General features: G+C 54.0%; 13 protein-coding genes and 1 pseudogene. All 14 read right to left on the reverse strand.

Annotated elements, in window-relative coordinates:
• Positions 1-274 (reverse strand): annotated as a pseudogene (locus V7028_RS12390) (hypothetical protein); the annotation flags it as partial.
• Between the two features lie 18 nt (positions 275-292).
• Entirely contained in the window at positions 293-1,666 is a 1,374-nt protein-coding gene (folC, locus tag V7028_RS12395; protein WP_334120395.1) for a bifunctional tetrahydrofolate synthase/dihydrofolate synthase, read from the reverse strand.
• A gap of 14 nt (positions 1,667-1,680) precedes the next feature.
• The gene (gene accD, locus V7028_RS12400) at positions 1,681-2,559 is read right to left on the reverse strand and encodes an acetyl-CoA carboxylase, carboxyltransferase subunit beta (RefSeq protein ID WP_334120396.1); all 879 of its coding nucleotides are present in this window, start codon (positions 2,557-2,559) and stop codon (positions 1,681-1,683) included.
• 24 nt (positions 2,560-2,583) lie between these two features.
• Positions 2,584-3,396: a tryptophan synthase subunit alpha gene (gene trpA / locus V7028_RS12405; protein ID WP_334120397.1), complete on the reverse strand. Its 813-nt coding sequence runs from the start codon at positions 3,394-3,396 to the stop codon at positions 2,584-2,586.
• A gap of 12 nt (positions 3,397-3,408) precedes the next feature.
• Positions 3,409-4,662: a tryptophan synthase subunit beta gene (gene trpB / locus V7028_RS12410; RefSeq protein WP_334120398.1), complete on the reverse strand. Its 1,254-nt coding sequence runs from the start codon at positions 4,660-4,662 to the stop codon at positions 3,409-3,411.
• 23 nt (positions 4,663-4,685) lie between these two features.
• Complete coding sequence (locus V7028_RS12415; protein ID WP_334120399.1) at positions 4,686-5,321, reverse strand: phosphoribosylanthranilate isomerase; 636 nt, start codon at positions 5,319-5,321, stop codon at positions 4,686-4,688.
• The gene (gene truA / locus V7028_RS12420; RefSeq protein ID WP_334120400.1) at positions 5,318-6,082 is read right to left on the reverse strand and encodes a tRNA pseudouridine(38-40) synthase TruA; all 765 of its coding nucleotides are present in this window, start codon (positions 6,080-6,082) and stop codon (positions 5,318-5,320) included. Before truA ends, V7028_RS12415 begins: the two co-directional genes overlap by 4 nt.
• Entirely contained in the window at positions 6,083-8,209 is a 2,127-nt protein-coding gene (locus V7028_RS12425) for a FimV/HubP family polar landmark protein (protein ID WP_334120401.1), read from the reverse strand. It abuts the gene before it with no gap.
• 112 nt (positions 8,210-8,321) lie between these two features.
• Complete coding sequence (gene asd / locus V7028_RS12430; protein ID WP_334120422.1) at positions 8,322-9,443, reverse strand: aspartate-semialdehyde dehydrogenase; 1,122 nt, start codon at positions 9,441-9,443, stop codon at positions 8,322-8,324.
• Between the two features lie 43 nt (positions 9,444-9,486).
• Entirely contained in the window at positions 9,487-10,578 is a 1,092-nt protein-coding gene (leuB, locus tag V7028_RS12435) for a 3-isopropylmalate dehydrogenase (protein ID WP_334120402.1), read from the reverse strand.
• 22 nt (positions 10,579-10,600) lie between these two features.
• Positions 10,601-11,242 carry a 3-isopropylmalate dehydratase small subunit gene (gene leuD / locus V7028_RS12440; protein WP_334120403.1) on the reverse strand — a complete coding sequence of 214 codons (642 nt, stop codon included), beginning with the start codon at positions 11,240-11,242 and terminating at the stop codon, positions 10,601-10,603.
• Positions 11,243-11,259: 17 nt separating this feature from the next.
• Positions 11,260-11,397 (reverse strand): entericidin A/B family lipoprotein, encoded by a 138-nt coding sequence (locus tag V7028_RS12445; protein WP_334120404.1) that lies wholly within the window; start codon positions 11,395-11,397, stop codon positions 11,260-11,262.
• Between the two features lie 18 nt (positions 11,398-11,415).
• Positions 11,416-12,816 carry a 3-isopropylmalate dehydratase large subunit gene (leuC, locus tag V7028_RS12450; protein ID WP_334120405.1) on the reverse strand — a complete coding sequence of 467 codons (1,401 nt, stop codon included), beginning with the start codon at positions 12,814-12,816 and terminating at the stop codon, positions 11,416-11,418.
• Between the two features lie 110 nt (positions 12,817-12,926).
• A complete protein-coding gene (locus V7028_RS12455; RefSeq protein ID WP_334120406.1) occupies positions 12,927-13,760 on the reverse strand; it encodes a M48 family metallopeptidase in 834 nt (277 codons plus the stop codon).
• Positions 13,761-13,821: the final 61 nt, after the last annotated feature.

A 13,821-nucleotide genomic window follows, 5' to 3' on the forward strand; every position in this document is an offset into this window, starting at 1 on the left:
CTTTGGGTGCCTCAAGAACAGTTGGTGCGGGTTTTTGCGCGACTTCGTTTTCAGCGGCGGCAGGAATTTCTGCGGAAGGCCGTTCAGGAACCACCAGCTCAACATCGCTGGGAGTTTGTGAGGGTTCATTCTCGACCAGGGCAGGAACAATGATAATGGCTGCAAGAAACAATGCAATTGAACCAACCAATCGCCTTCTGGATCTGCGTTTTAACTCGTCAACCGGATCGTTGTTGACTTTGTTCCTGGCAGTAGAACGCGAATTTGAACTCACCTGCACTCCTGAAATAAATTAACCGGGACGTTTTCGAAGCGCTTCTTTGGCTTGCATGGCTTGCGCCACAACCAGGAAGGATCCAAAAACGAGAATTCTATCATTGGGCGGCACTGCAGAAGTGACCACCGCATACGCTTGGCTCACACTCTCGTAACTCTGCACACTTTTTTCTGGCGGCTGCCTGGCAATACCACCTTTGGCCAGTGCCTGCGAATTGGCCGCCCAGTCAAAGGCCGCTGCATCCACACCAGCCAGCGCCAACTGCTGCATCAATTGCCCGGTGGTTCGACCACGGTCGCCTTCCAGTGGCACCAGGTGCCAGTGGTCCACACGGTCTTTCAAGGCCTTGACCACCTCTACAGCATCTTTATCAGCCAGCATGCCGAAAATGCAATGGGTGTAGGGGAAAAACCCCATGTTGTCGAGGCTTTCCCGCAAATGTGCAGCTGCATGGGGATTGTGCCCAACGTCCAGTACAACCGTGGGTTGACCCGGCAACACCTGAAAACGCCCAGGCCACTCAACCAGTAAAAAGCCCTGACGAATGGACTGCGCAGGCACGGGCAAACGCTCACGCACCGCTTCCAGCGCAGCCAGCGCGGCAGACGCATTCAACAACTGGTTGGTGCCCCGCAAGGCAGGGTAAGCAAGCGCGGCGCGGCGCATGTTGCGACCACCATAAGCCCACTGTTGTTTGTCGCCACTGTAGTTGAAATCGCGTGCGAACAACCACAGATCGGCACCAATGGAACTGGCATGGTCAATCACGCTTTGTGGCGGTTTGGGGTCGCCCACAATTGCAGGTTTTCCTGCGCGGAAAATGCCTGCCTTTTCACGGCCAATACTTTCCCGGTCAGGCCCCAAAAAGGCCTGGTGATCTATGTCAACACTGGTGCAAATTGCACAATCGGTGTCGAAAACATTCACAGCATCGAGGCGCCCACCCAAGCCAACCTCCAGCACAACCGCATCCAGTTCAAGCTGGGCAAACACCCAAGCCACGGCCAGTGTGGTGAATTCAAAATAGGTAAGGGATATCGACGTGGCCGTTCGGGCATTTTCAACCTGCTCAAAGGCGGCGATCAAATCATGTTCAACCACCTCCTCGCCATTGATACGGGCGCGCTCGGTGAAGCGAATCAGGTGCGGCGAAGTGTACATGCCGACCTTGTAGCCTGCCTGAACCAGAATGCTTTCCAGCATTGCGCAAGTTGAACCCTTGCCATTGGTGCCCGCCACGGTGAACACCACGCCTTTCAGCGAGAAATTCATGTGTTGTTGAACCACCTTCACGCGATCCAGCCCCATGTCGATAGGCTTGCTGTGAATTGACTCAAGGTAGGCCAGCCACTCGTTCAGCGTGGCATCGGCCTGGGGTTTCATCGGCATTTGTTTAAGCACTTTCAGGCAGCCTGATCAAGCTGCTTTTTCATCAGCAAAGCCAACAGGCTTGCCAGGGTTTTCTTCATTTCCCGGCGGTCCACGATGCAATCCACTGCGCCCTTTTCCATCAAAAACTCGGCACGCTGAAAACCCTCGGGCAAAGTCTGGCGCACGGTTTGCTCTATCACGCGGGGCCCTGCAAAACCAATCAGGGCTTTGGGTTCAGCCACCACCACATCGCCCAAAAAGGCAAAGCTGGCAGACACGCCACCCATCGTCGGGTCGGTCAACACAGAAATATATGGCAGTTTGGCCTGGCTTAATTTGGCCAGCATGGCGGAAGTTTTCGCCATTTGCATCAGTGAACCCAAACCTTCCTGCATGCGCGCCCCACCCGATGCTGCAATGCTGATGAAGGGCACCTTGGCATCAAGCGCAGCTTGTACACCCCGGCAAAAACGCTCGCCAACCACGGAACCCATGGAACCGCCCATGAAATCAAATTCAAAACAGGCAATCACCACTTCCACGCCGTTCATCATGCCTTTTTGAACCACCAATGCGTCAGTCTCGCCAGTGGCTTCCTTGGCTTCGTTCAAGCGCGCTGTGTAGCTTTTGCTGTCTTTGAATTTCAGGGTGTCCATCGGTGTGACTTCCTGCCCGATTTCAACACGCTCGTCGTTGTCGAACAACAGGTTCAAACGTTCCCGCGACCCAATTCGCATGTGGTAAGTGCACGATGGGCACACCATGGCGTTGCTGACCAGATCGTTTTGGTACAGCACGGCATCACAGCTTTTGCACTTGGCCCAAATGCCTTCCGGCACACTTTTTTTGGCTGCGTCACCCGGTATTTTGGATGAAATGCGCGGTGGAATTATTTTGTCTAACCAACTCATACACGTTTCCCTTGCTGAGGTTTTTTATTTTGCGCTGTATTGCGCATCAAGCGCAGCGCGAATTGGGGCAATGAACTTGCCCGCCAAAGCGGCGGCCTCTTGCGGGCTGCCTGCTTCCAGGGTTTGAATCAAGGCTGAACCAATCACCACGGCATCGGCAGACTGTGCCACACGGCAGGCAGATTCCGCATCGCGAATGCCAAAACCAACGCCCACAGGCACATCCGTGTGTTTACGAATGGTGGGCAACTTCGAACTAACCTCTGCTGCATTCAGGTTTTGTGCGCCGGTTACACCTTTCAGCGACACGTAATACACGTAACCGCTGGCGGCCTTGGCCACTTTTTCAATGCGTTCATCCGACGAAGTAGGTGCCAGCAAAAAGATGGGATCCAGTTCGGCAGCCCGCAGGTATTGGGCAAACTCGATGGATTCCTCGGGCGGATAGTCCACCACCAGAACGCCATCCACCCCGGCTTTTTTTGCCTCGCTGACAAACTTCTCTACACCCATGCGCTCAATGGGATTGGCATAGCCCATCAATACAATTGGCGTGTGCTGGTTGGTTTGACGAAATTCGGCCACGTAGTCCAGAATCTTTCTGGATGTAACGCCTTTGGCAAGGGCACGTTCGCTGGAACGCTGAATCACGGGGCCATCGGCCATGGGGTCAGAAAAAGGCACGCCCAGCTCGATGACATCCGAACCCGCACCGGCCAGCGCATGCAACATGGCCACGGTTTGGCCCGGTTCCGGATCACCACCGGTAACAAACGGAATCAGGCCTTTGCGGCCCTCTTCTTTCAGCTTCTTGAATACTGCTTTTATTCTTGACATGGTTCTTGGAATTTATTTTTTATTGCAGGCCATTTCTGCGCCTGTTTTGCAATCGGGGTGGCAATAAAACTCTGCGCCGCTCAGCCGTGCCACAGTGTGCATGTCTTTGTCGCCACGACCAGACAAATTCACCAGAATCACTTTGTCTTTCGACAGGGTTTTGGCCAACTTGGCAGCATGCGCAAGCGCATGGCTGCTTTCCAGCGCGGGAATGATACCTTCAATACGGCAGCACTGGTGAAAGGCTTCCAGCGCTTCCGCATCGGTAATTCCCACATATTGCGCACGGCCTGAATCTTTCAGCCAGGCGTGTTCTGGGCCAACACCGGGATAGTCCAGGCCAGCCGACACTGAATGGGTTTCAATAATTTGTCCGTCGTCGCTTTGCAACAGGTAGGTGCGGTTGCCGTGTAACACGCCGGGCGTGCCTGCACTCAGGGAAGCCGCATGCTTGCCGGTTTCAATACCCTCACCCGCCGCTTCAATGCCGATCAACTGCACGCCATCAACACTCAGGTATGGATGAAAAATACCCATGGCGTTGGATCCGCCACCCACGCATGCCAACACATAGTCTGGTTGCTTGCCAGCCATCAGTGGCATTTGTTCAATGCTCTCGCGGCCGATAATGCTTTGAAAGTCGCGAACCAGCATGGGGTAAGGGTGTGGGCCTGCCACTGTGCCAATGATGTAGAAAGTGTCTTCCACGTTGGTGACCCAGTCACGCATGGCTTCGTTCAGCGCATCTTTCAGGGTGCGGGAACCGGAGGTAACCGGTATCACTTCTGCACCCAACAACTTCATGCGAAACACGTTTTGTGCCTGACGGGCCACGTCTTCCTGACCCATGTAGACAACACATTTCATACCATAGCGTGCCGCCACCGTGGCCGTGGCCACACCATGCTGACCTGCTCCTGTTTCGGCGATCACGCGGGGTTTGCCCATCCGCTTGGCAAGCATGGCCTGCCCGATGCAGTTGTTCACCTTGTGGGCACCCGTGTGGTTCAGGTCTTCGCGCTTGAAGTAGATTTGTGCACCGCCCACCAGTTCAGACCACCGTTTGGCATGGTAAATCGGGCTGGGACGCCCCACAAAATACTTCAATTCATTTTCAAACTCAGCCAGAAACTCGGGGTCATTCTGGTAGTGGGCATAAACGCTTTTCAGTTCTTCCAGGGCGTGAACCAGGGTTTCAGACACAAAAGTGCCACCATAGGGGCCGAAGTGGCCGGTGGCATCTGGAAATTCATAGGGTTTGTTCATGATGCTGCTCTAACTGGGTTCACTTACAACAGCCCTGCATCGGCTTTCTGAACCGCCTTGCAGAACTTTTCAATTTTTTCGACACTTTTAACACCGCGCGCGGATTCAATGCCACTGGACACGTCCACGCCATAGGGCTTCAGGCTCAAAATGGCCTGCGCCACATTGCTTTCGTCCAACCCTCCGGATAATACCAAAGCCTGCTTCAATTCACCCGGTTTGGGCAGCAAAGACCAGTCAAAAGTATGCCCTGTTCCACCATACGCTTCGCTCCATGAATCCACAAGCAAGGCCTGTGCTGCATGAAACCGTACACTTTCCGCCAGCAAATCCACATCGGCTTTCATGCGTATGGCTTTGATGAACGGTCTACCAAAACTTTCACAGAATTCAGCGTTTTCGTCGCCGTGAAACTGCAACAGCACATGGGGTATTTCAGCAATCACGCTTTGAACCAGTTCAGGCTGCGGGTTCACAAACAGGGCCACCGGGGTTTGCCAGGCACCCATGTACCGGGCCAGTCTTCCTGCCTCGGCAGGTGCAATATTTCGTGGGGAAAGTGGATAAAACACAAAGCCCACGGCGTCGGCACCAGCCTGTGCTGCAGCACGAACGGTGTCCTCGGTCTGAAAGCCGCACAGTTTGATTCGGGTTCTCATGCAAACAATTCCTGTATACCGTACTGCGGTGGATATTCAATATTCCACAAGCTTAAACCCTGTGCCGGATAAGTTTTTGCAGCCAGGCTTCTATTCTTCAATTCAAGCACTTCTCGCAGCCAATACTCGGGCTGCCGGTGCAAGCCCACTTCCATCAAACTGCCCATCAGGTTTCTGACCATGTGGTGCAAAAAGGCGTTGCCGTGAATTTCAAAGAAGGCATGATCCTTTTGCTCAACCAGATTCATGGCGTGCAGGGTGCGAACAGGGCTTGCGGCCTGGCACTGCGAGGCGCGAAATGCGCTGAAATCGTGGGTGCCAATCAGGCAGGCGCTTGCGCGGCGCATGGCGTCAAGGTCGAGCGGGTAATGCACCCAGGTCATGAAACGCTTGAATGGATCACGCACGGGTGCGCTGTAAAAATAGTAACGATACGTTCTTGAAATTGCGCTGAAACGCGCATGAAACCCGTCATCAAGCACCTTGGCGCCCAACACCGACACACTGGCGGGCAAGGTGTTGTTCACCCCCTTGACCCAAGCTGACAAAGGCCTGTCTGCCAAGGTGTCAAAATGTACCACCTGCTGGCGCGCGTGCACGCCAGTGTCGGTTCTGCCTGCACACACCAACACCAGCGGTTCATGGGCAATCGCCTCGATGGCTTTGGTCAGGTGGTCTTGTACGGTGCGGCCATGGGGCTGGGTTTGCCAACCTTCAAAGTCATGGCCATCATAACAAAGGCCCAAGGCCACCCGGTTCATCTAGTTCAGGCTGGCCAAAAGCGCCTTGGCTTTGCGAACCTGGTCCACATCACCCTTGTTGACAATCTCGTTCAGCAATTCTTTGGCACCGTCCGCGTCACCAATTTCAACGTAAGCACCCGCCAAATCCAGTTTGGTGGCCACTTCCTGCCAGGTTGCATCGTCAACCTTTGGATTGGGTACATCCACGTCCAGTTCGACCATGGCCTGATCAAAATCCGATTCGGGAACAGCATCTGCAGCCAACCCAGCCTTTGAACTCACTTGATCCTCGCTTACTGCCGTCTCGGGTAACTCCGCATCAACCAAATCATCGAAAGCATCAGAAACTTCTTTCTCATCAGCTTGGTGCCCAGGCAAAGGCTGCTTGCGAATTTGATCCAGTTCTTCCTGTGCAGACAAAGCGCCCTTCTCCAGCATCTCCAGATCGTCGAAAATCGGATTGTCCTTCTCAACCACTGGTTCATCCTCGGGAAAACTCAGCTTGACATCGCTATTGAGCGAATCAGTTTGCTGCATGGCCTCTTCAGACTCTTCTTTCAGCTCAGGAATATCATCGGTTAGCTCGGGATCTGCCTGAACAACCTGAGTGACCTCGTCCTCCGGCTCGACGGGCTTCAAACGTTCGTTAAGCACTTCATCCAAGTCAAAGTCTGAACTTTCAGACTTGTTCAAGCCAATTGCTTTTTCCTCTGCAACGCCCACGCCGGCTGCGGCAACGGCTTCATCAAACTCTTTTACCTCGCTGAAATCCAGCTCGTCATCCTGTTCGGTGTCTTCGTCATCCTGTTTTTTGTTGCGGCGTGCACGCGCAATCAGCAACAACACAAGCAACACCGCCAAACCGCCCGCGCCAGCAAGCAGCCAGGGCATCCAGTCAAAAGGCGTATCTTCCTGTACAGGGGTTTCAACAACCGGGGGCTCTACGCCCTCGCCTGCTTCACCATTGAGGGCCGGGGTTTGCGCAGCATCTTCAGACAGGGTCTCCGAAGGCACATCCACCGGGGCTGCACTGTCTTCCAGGGCAAGACTATCTGGATCGCCTTCTGCGGCATTAACTGAAGCCGCAGATTCATCCGCAACCACGTCATTTTGCATGTCAAGCAAACGCTGCAAATCGCTGACATTCTTTTCCAGCAGTGCAATGCGTTCATTGGCTTCTGAAAGTGCCTTGCTTTTGGCCAGCAATTCTTCTGCATTGCTATCAACACTGCCGCCACCTTGTGCTGCACCGGGTGCAATTTGCAGTCGGTCAGCCTGCGCGGCATTGCCCTCAACAGGCTTTTCCTGCGGCGCAATGCTGCCCTGTGAACTGGTGGACGCAGCAGCAGTACTTTGATTTTCCACAGTCAACAAGCCAATTTGGCGCGCATAGGCGGAATACACATTTCGATCGTCGTTTTGGGCAAGAATCAGCAATGCTTCATTGGCCGACCGCGCACGCAGGGCCGCCCGGTTGGGCACCTGAATTTGAGCCCCTTCGCGGATCAGATGCACACTGCCATTGATGAAAGAATCCTTGTTGGCTTCGTAAAGCGCGGCCATGGCCTGATTCAGCGTGACACCATCACCCGCAAGCTCTTGTGCCAATTCCGACAAGGTATCACCGCGCACAATTTGTCGCGTGCCCTCAGGTGCCAGCGTGGGTGCGGGTGCTGCAGGAGGCGCGACCGGTGCTGCCGGTGCTGCCGGTGCAACGGGCTTGGCCTCGGATGGCGGTGCCATGGGGGGACGAATTTCAGGCAAACGGGTCACCGGCTGTTCTGATTTGGCCTGCCCAACCGGAATGGTCAAGGTGTATTCACGGGCAACCCGGCCACCAACCCAGGTCAATTCAACAAGCGTGTCGATAAATCCTGCAGGCAAAGGCTGCGCAGAGGTAATTTTGACCAGCGCCGTACCTGGCTGGCTGCCATCCTGAACCGCAAACTGAAGATTCTTCAAATTGGGATCCAGCGTCAGGCGGGCAGCTTTGAAAGCTTCAGCAGAAGCCAGTTTGGCCTGCAGCGATGCACGTTCTTCCGGCAACACCAGATCAACCTGAATTTGCGCCAGAAAAGGCTCACCAGCGCCGGAAAGTACTTCCAGCTTGCCGAGCTGCGCAGCCTGCGCGAGGGAGCTTGCCAACAATCCTGATGCAAAAACAAAGGGCAGAATCTTTCTTTTGGTATGCCTCACCCGCTTACTCCATGAATGTTCAAGCCACGCTCGGTAGCTGTTTGGTCAATATCGATGCAGTTTAGCGTTCGATCAAAATTCTCAACATGCGGCGCAATGGTTCTGCAGCACCCCACAACAATTGATCACCCACGGTAAACGCGCTTAGATAATTGCCGCCCATCGCCATTTTACGCAGACGACCCACTGGCACATGCATGCGGCCGGTTACGGCAGCCGGGGTCAAATCGCGCATGGATGCATCGCGTTCATTGGGCACCACTTTAACCCAATCATTGGCCGCGGCAAGCATGTCATTAATCTCGCTTAAAGGAATGTCTTGCTTTAGCTTGATGGTCAAGGCTTGTGAATGACAACGCATGGCACCCACACGCACGCAAAGGCCATCCACAGGCACGCAGCCCGGGGTACCCATTACGGGTTTGCCCAGAATTTTGTTGGTTTCTGCGCCCCCCTTCCATTCCTCCTTGGACTGGCCATTGCCCAGGTCTTTGTCAATCCATGGAATCAGGCTGCCACCCAGGGGCACACCAAAGTTGTCAGTGGGGTATGCATCGGAATTGATGTGCTGGGCTACCTTGCGGTCAATTTCCAGAATGGCAGACGCCGGGTCGGCCAACAGGTCTTTCACTGAACCATGAATACTGCCCATCTGGGAAATCAGTTCACGCATGTTTTGCGCACCAGCACCCGACGCAGCCTGATAGGTCATGGAAGTAATCCACTCAATTTTGTCATTCTGGAACAAACCACCCAGCGCCATCAGCATCAGCGACACGGTGCAATTGCCACCCACGTAGTTTTTGATGCCTTTGGTCAGGCCGTCCTTGATCACATTCATGTTCACGGGGTCAAGAACAATGATGGCGTCGTCCTTCATGCGCAGGCTGGAAGCCGCGTCAATCCAGTAACCGTTCCACCCTGCTTCGCGCAGCTTGGGAAACACTTCGTTGGTGTAATCGCCCCCCTGGCAAGTCAACACCACGTCCATCTGCTTCAAGGCGTCAATGTTGTTTGCATCTTGCAGTGGGCCTGCGCTGCCCGCGAAAGCCGGGGCCTTGCCACCCGCATTGGATGTCGAGAAGAAAATCGGCTCAAAGTGCGCGAAATCATTCTCTTCCTGCATGCGTTGCATGAGCACGGAACCCACCATGCCACGCCATCCAATCAAGCCAACTTTCAACATAAAAAACTCCAGTACTTTTAAATTCTTGAATTACGATTGACTATTGCTTGGCCAATGCCGCAACAATCGCGTCACCCATGCCGGCAGTGCCTGTGCGCACCTTGCCATCACGCCAAATGTCACCAGTGCGTGGCCCGGTGGCCAACACAGCTTTCACAGCATTTTCAATGCGCGTAGCGTACTCTTCAAAGCCAAAGGTGTAGCGCAACATCATGGCTGCAGACAACACGGTGGCCATGGGATTGGCCAGGTCTTTTCCGGCGATGTCGGGCGCTGAACCGTGAATAGGCTCATACAGGCCAAAATTCGACTCATTCAACGAAGCCGATGGCAACATGCCAATGGAGCCCGTCAACATGGACGCTTCGTCTGACAAAATATCACCGAACAGGTTGCCAGTCACGATGACGTCGAACTGCTTTGGGTTTTTCAGCAACTGCATGGCGCAGTTATCCACGTACATGTGGCTTAGTTCAACGTCAGTGTATTCCTTACCAACTTCGGTCACAATGTCGCGCCAAAACTGAGTGGTTTCCAGCACATTGGCCTTGTCCACAGAACACAATTTTCCACCGCGTTTTTTCGCAGCCTGGAACGCCACATGTGCAATGCGGCGAATCTCGGTTTCGGCGTAACGCATGGTGTCGAATGCTTCGCGCTCGCCCTTAAAAGGGCCATCTTCAACAATTCGGTTGCCGCGTGGCGTACCGAAATAAATATCGCCAGTCAGTTCACGAACAATCAAAATATCCAGGCCCGCCACAACTTCCGGACGCAGGGTGGACGCATCGGCCAGCTCTTCGTACACCATGGCAGGGCGGAAATTGGCAAACAGGTTCAATGCCTTGCGAATGCCCAGAATGGCTTGCTCGGGGCGCAGGTGGCGTGGCAGCGTATCGAGCGAAAAATCGCCCACAGCACCAAACAACACGGCGTCCGATGCCTTGGCCAGCGCCACGGTTTCATCGGGCAGCGGCACACCTTTTTCACGATACGCCACACCACCAATCAACGCGTGTTCAAACTCGATGTTCAGGCCGTCGGTTTTAAGGGCTTCAAGCACTTTCACAGCTTGCGCTGTAATTTCGGGACCAATGCCGTCACCGGGCATCACGGCAATTTTTAAAGTCATTCTCTTTCTCGGATTGTCGCTATCAGATGGTGTTGGCCAGCCATGGCTGCTGGGCCAAACGATTCTTTTCAAAAGCGATAATTTCATCGCGGTGCTGAAGGGTCAAACCAATGTCATCGAAACCATTCATCAAGCAGTGCTTGCGAAATGCATCCACATTGAAGCTGTAATTTTTCCCGGCGATACCCACAGTCTGGTTCTCAAGGCTTACGGTGATTTCAATGCCAGGTTTGGCATCAATCAACGCGAAAATTTCCTTCACTTCATCTTCTTTTAAAACAAGGGGCAAAAAGCCATTTTTAAAGCAATTGTTGAAGAAAATATCGGCAAAACTGCTGGAAATAACAGCCTTGAAACCATACTGCTGAAGAGCCCAGGGCGCATGCTCGCGCGAGGAACCACAACCGAAGTTGGGGCCCGCCACCAGCACGGTGCCGCCCTGAAACTCTGCCCTGTTCAGCTCGAAATCAGGATTCAACGGACGCTTGGTGCAATCCACACCCGGCTCACCTTCATCCAGATAACGCCATCCGTCAAACAGATGTTCGCCAAAACCCGTGCGCTTGATGCTTTTCAAGAACTGTTTCGGGATAATGGCGTCGGTGTCCACGTTCGCGCGATTCAGCGCAACAGCAATGCCAGTGTGGGTTACAAATTTGTCCATAATTGATCCGTCAATGATTACTTCTTGTTTTCGTCAGCAGAGCGCTCAATGGCTTCACCACCAGCCTTGATGTCTTTGCCCATGCCTTCAACCGTGTTACAGGCTGACAATGACAGGGTGGACAGGGCAAGCAAGAATACGGAAATCATCTTCATGACAAACACTCCTTTGTTTTAGAAATTTCTGGAATCAGTGAAATGGCCTGCAATCGCTGCCGCAGCCGCCATGGCTGGGCTGACAAGGTGTGTACGGCCTCCAGCACCCTGACGTCCTTCAAAATTCCGGTTGCTGGTGGATGCACACCGTTCGCCACTGCCCAAGCGGTCGGCGTTCATCGCCAAGCACATGGAACAGCCTGGCTCGCGCCACTCAAAACCAGCTGCCAGAAATATTTTGTCCAAACCTTCCTGCTCGGCCTGGGCTTTCACCAAGCCAGAACCTGGAACCACCATGGCCAATTTCACCGAACTGGCCTTTTTCTTGCCCTTCACCACGGCTGCGGCATCGCGCAGGTCTTCAATGCGTGAATTGGTGCAAGAACCGATGAACACGGTATCCACGGAAATGTCTTCGATCTTTTGCAGGGGCTTCAATCCCATGTACTGCAGCGCGCGCTCGTAGCCTTGACGCTTGACGGGATCAGCAACACCGGCAGGGTCAGGCACCACACCATGAACATCGGTCACCATCTCTGGCGATGTTCCCCAGCTGACCTGCGGTTCAATGTCTTCGGCCTTCAGTTCAACCACATGGTCAAACTGCGCGCCATCGTCGGAATGCAGGGTTTTCCAGTAAGCCACTGCCGTGTCCCACATATCGCCCTTCGGGCTGAATGGGCGACCTTTAACGTATTCAATCGTTTTGTCGTCCACGGCGACCACGCCGGAACGTGCTCCACCCTCAATGGCCATGTTACAGATGGTCATGCGGCCCTCAACGGACAAACTGCGAATAGCCGAACCTGCAAATTCAATGGCGTAACCTGTGCCACCTGCTGTACCGATTTTGCCAATGATGGCCAGAATCACGTCTTTGGCAGACACGCCCTTGCCCAAGGTGCCCTCGACACGCACCAACATGTTTTTTGCTTTTTTCATCAGCAAGCACTGGGTGGCCATGACGTGCTCAACTTCCGATGTACCAATGCCAAACGCCAGTGCGCCAATGGCGCCATGCGTGCTGGTGTGGGAATCGCCGCACACCACGGTCATGCCGGGCAAGGTTGCGCCTTGTTCCGGGCCGATCACGTGAACAATGCCCTGGCGCAGGTCTTGGATATCAAAGTAAGTCAAACCGTAGGCTTTGGCGTTTTTGTCCAGGGTTTCAACCTGCAGGCGTGACGTGGGATCGGCAATGCCCTTGGATCGATCCGTGGTGGGTACGTTGTGGTCTACCACCGCCAGGTTGGCGCTGTTGCGCCACAGGTCGCGCCCTGCCAACTCCAGGCCCTCAAAGGCTTGGGGGCTGGTGACCTCGTGCAGCAAATGGCGGTCAATGTAAATCAGTGAGGTGCCGTCCTCTTCGGTACGCACCACATGATTTTCCCAGAGTTTGTCGTAAAGAGTTTTTGCCATTGTCAAAGCCCTGCTTGCAGCTAAATTGCCTAAGGAATAACCCCTTATTATGCCATAGCCGCCACCAGCCTTGCAGCATAGCCAGCAAGGCTGTACTGCAAATAATCGATTTACCGCTTCCTGGCCTGCTCGTACAGGGGTTGCACCCGAACAGAATAATCTTCCAGATCACGCATGCGGTTTTCAGGCGATGGGTGGGTTGACAACAACTCGGGGGGCGAACCACCACCGGCCTTGCCCATTTTCTGCCAAACGCTGATGGCAGCACGCGGGTTGTAGCCGGCACGCGCAGCAAGTTCAACACCAATGCGATCGGACTCCACTTCATGCGAACGGCCATACGGCAAGGAAATGGCCACGTTGGCAGCCATGCCAGCCAGATCAGATGCGCCGCGCGACAAACCAAAACCCACAGACAGCAGATCAAGGCCCACCGATGTGGCCAATTGTTGGGAAATTCGTTCCCTGCTGTGCTCGCGCAGGGCGTGGGCAATTTCGTGGCCCATGATGGCTGCAATTTCATCGTCGGTCAGTTGCAGCTTCTCGATCAGCGCTGAATAGAAAGCGATTTTTCCACCGGCCATGCACCAGGCGTTCAACTGATCAGACTCAATCACATTGACCTCCCATTTCCACTGAGGCGCATCCTGACGAAACGCCACAGTTTGTGGAATAAGGCGATTGGCAATTGCCCGCACGCGGGCCACCTGTTTGGCATCCTTGTTCAGCTTGCCTTCTTTCTGTGCCTTGGCAATTACATCTGCATAAGCTTTTGATGCTGCGGCATCTACCTCAGCAGAAGACACCAACACGAACTGCGAACGCTCAACGCCCACAGCACCACCCGACGTTGTTTGCGTGGTCAAGCAGGCAGCAAGCACCGTGCTTGAACAAGCCAGAACCAAAGCCATTGAGGCACGACGCTTAATGCCGGAAAACACCATATTTTTTCACCTTTGATTGTCAGTAGAAACCTGCTTGATAGGAACGAAAGCCGACCATGCC

The organism is Limnobacter sp., assembly GCF_036846585.1.
In the GTDB taxonomy this organism is placed as follows: Bacteria; Pseudomonadota; Gammaproteobacteria; order Burkholderiales; family Burkholderiaceae_B; genus Limnobacter.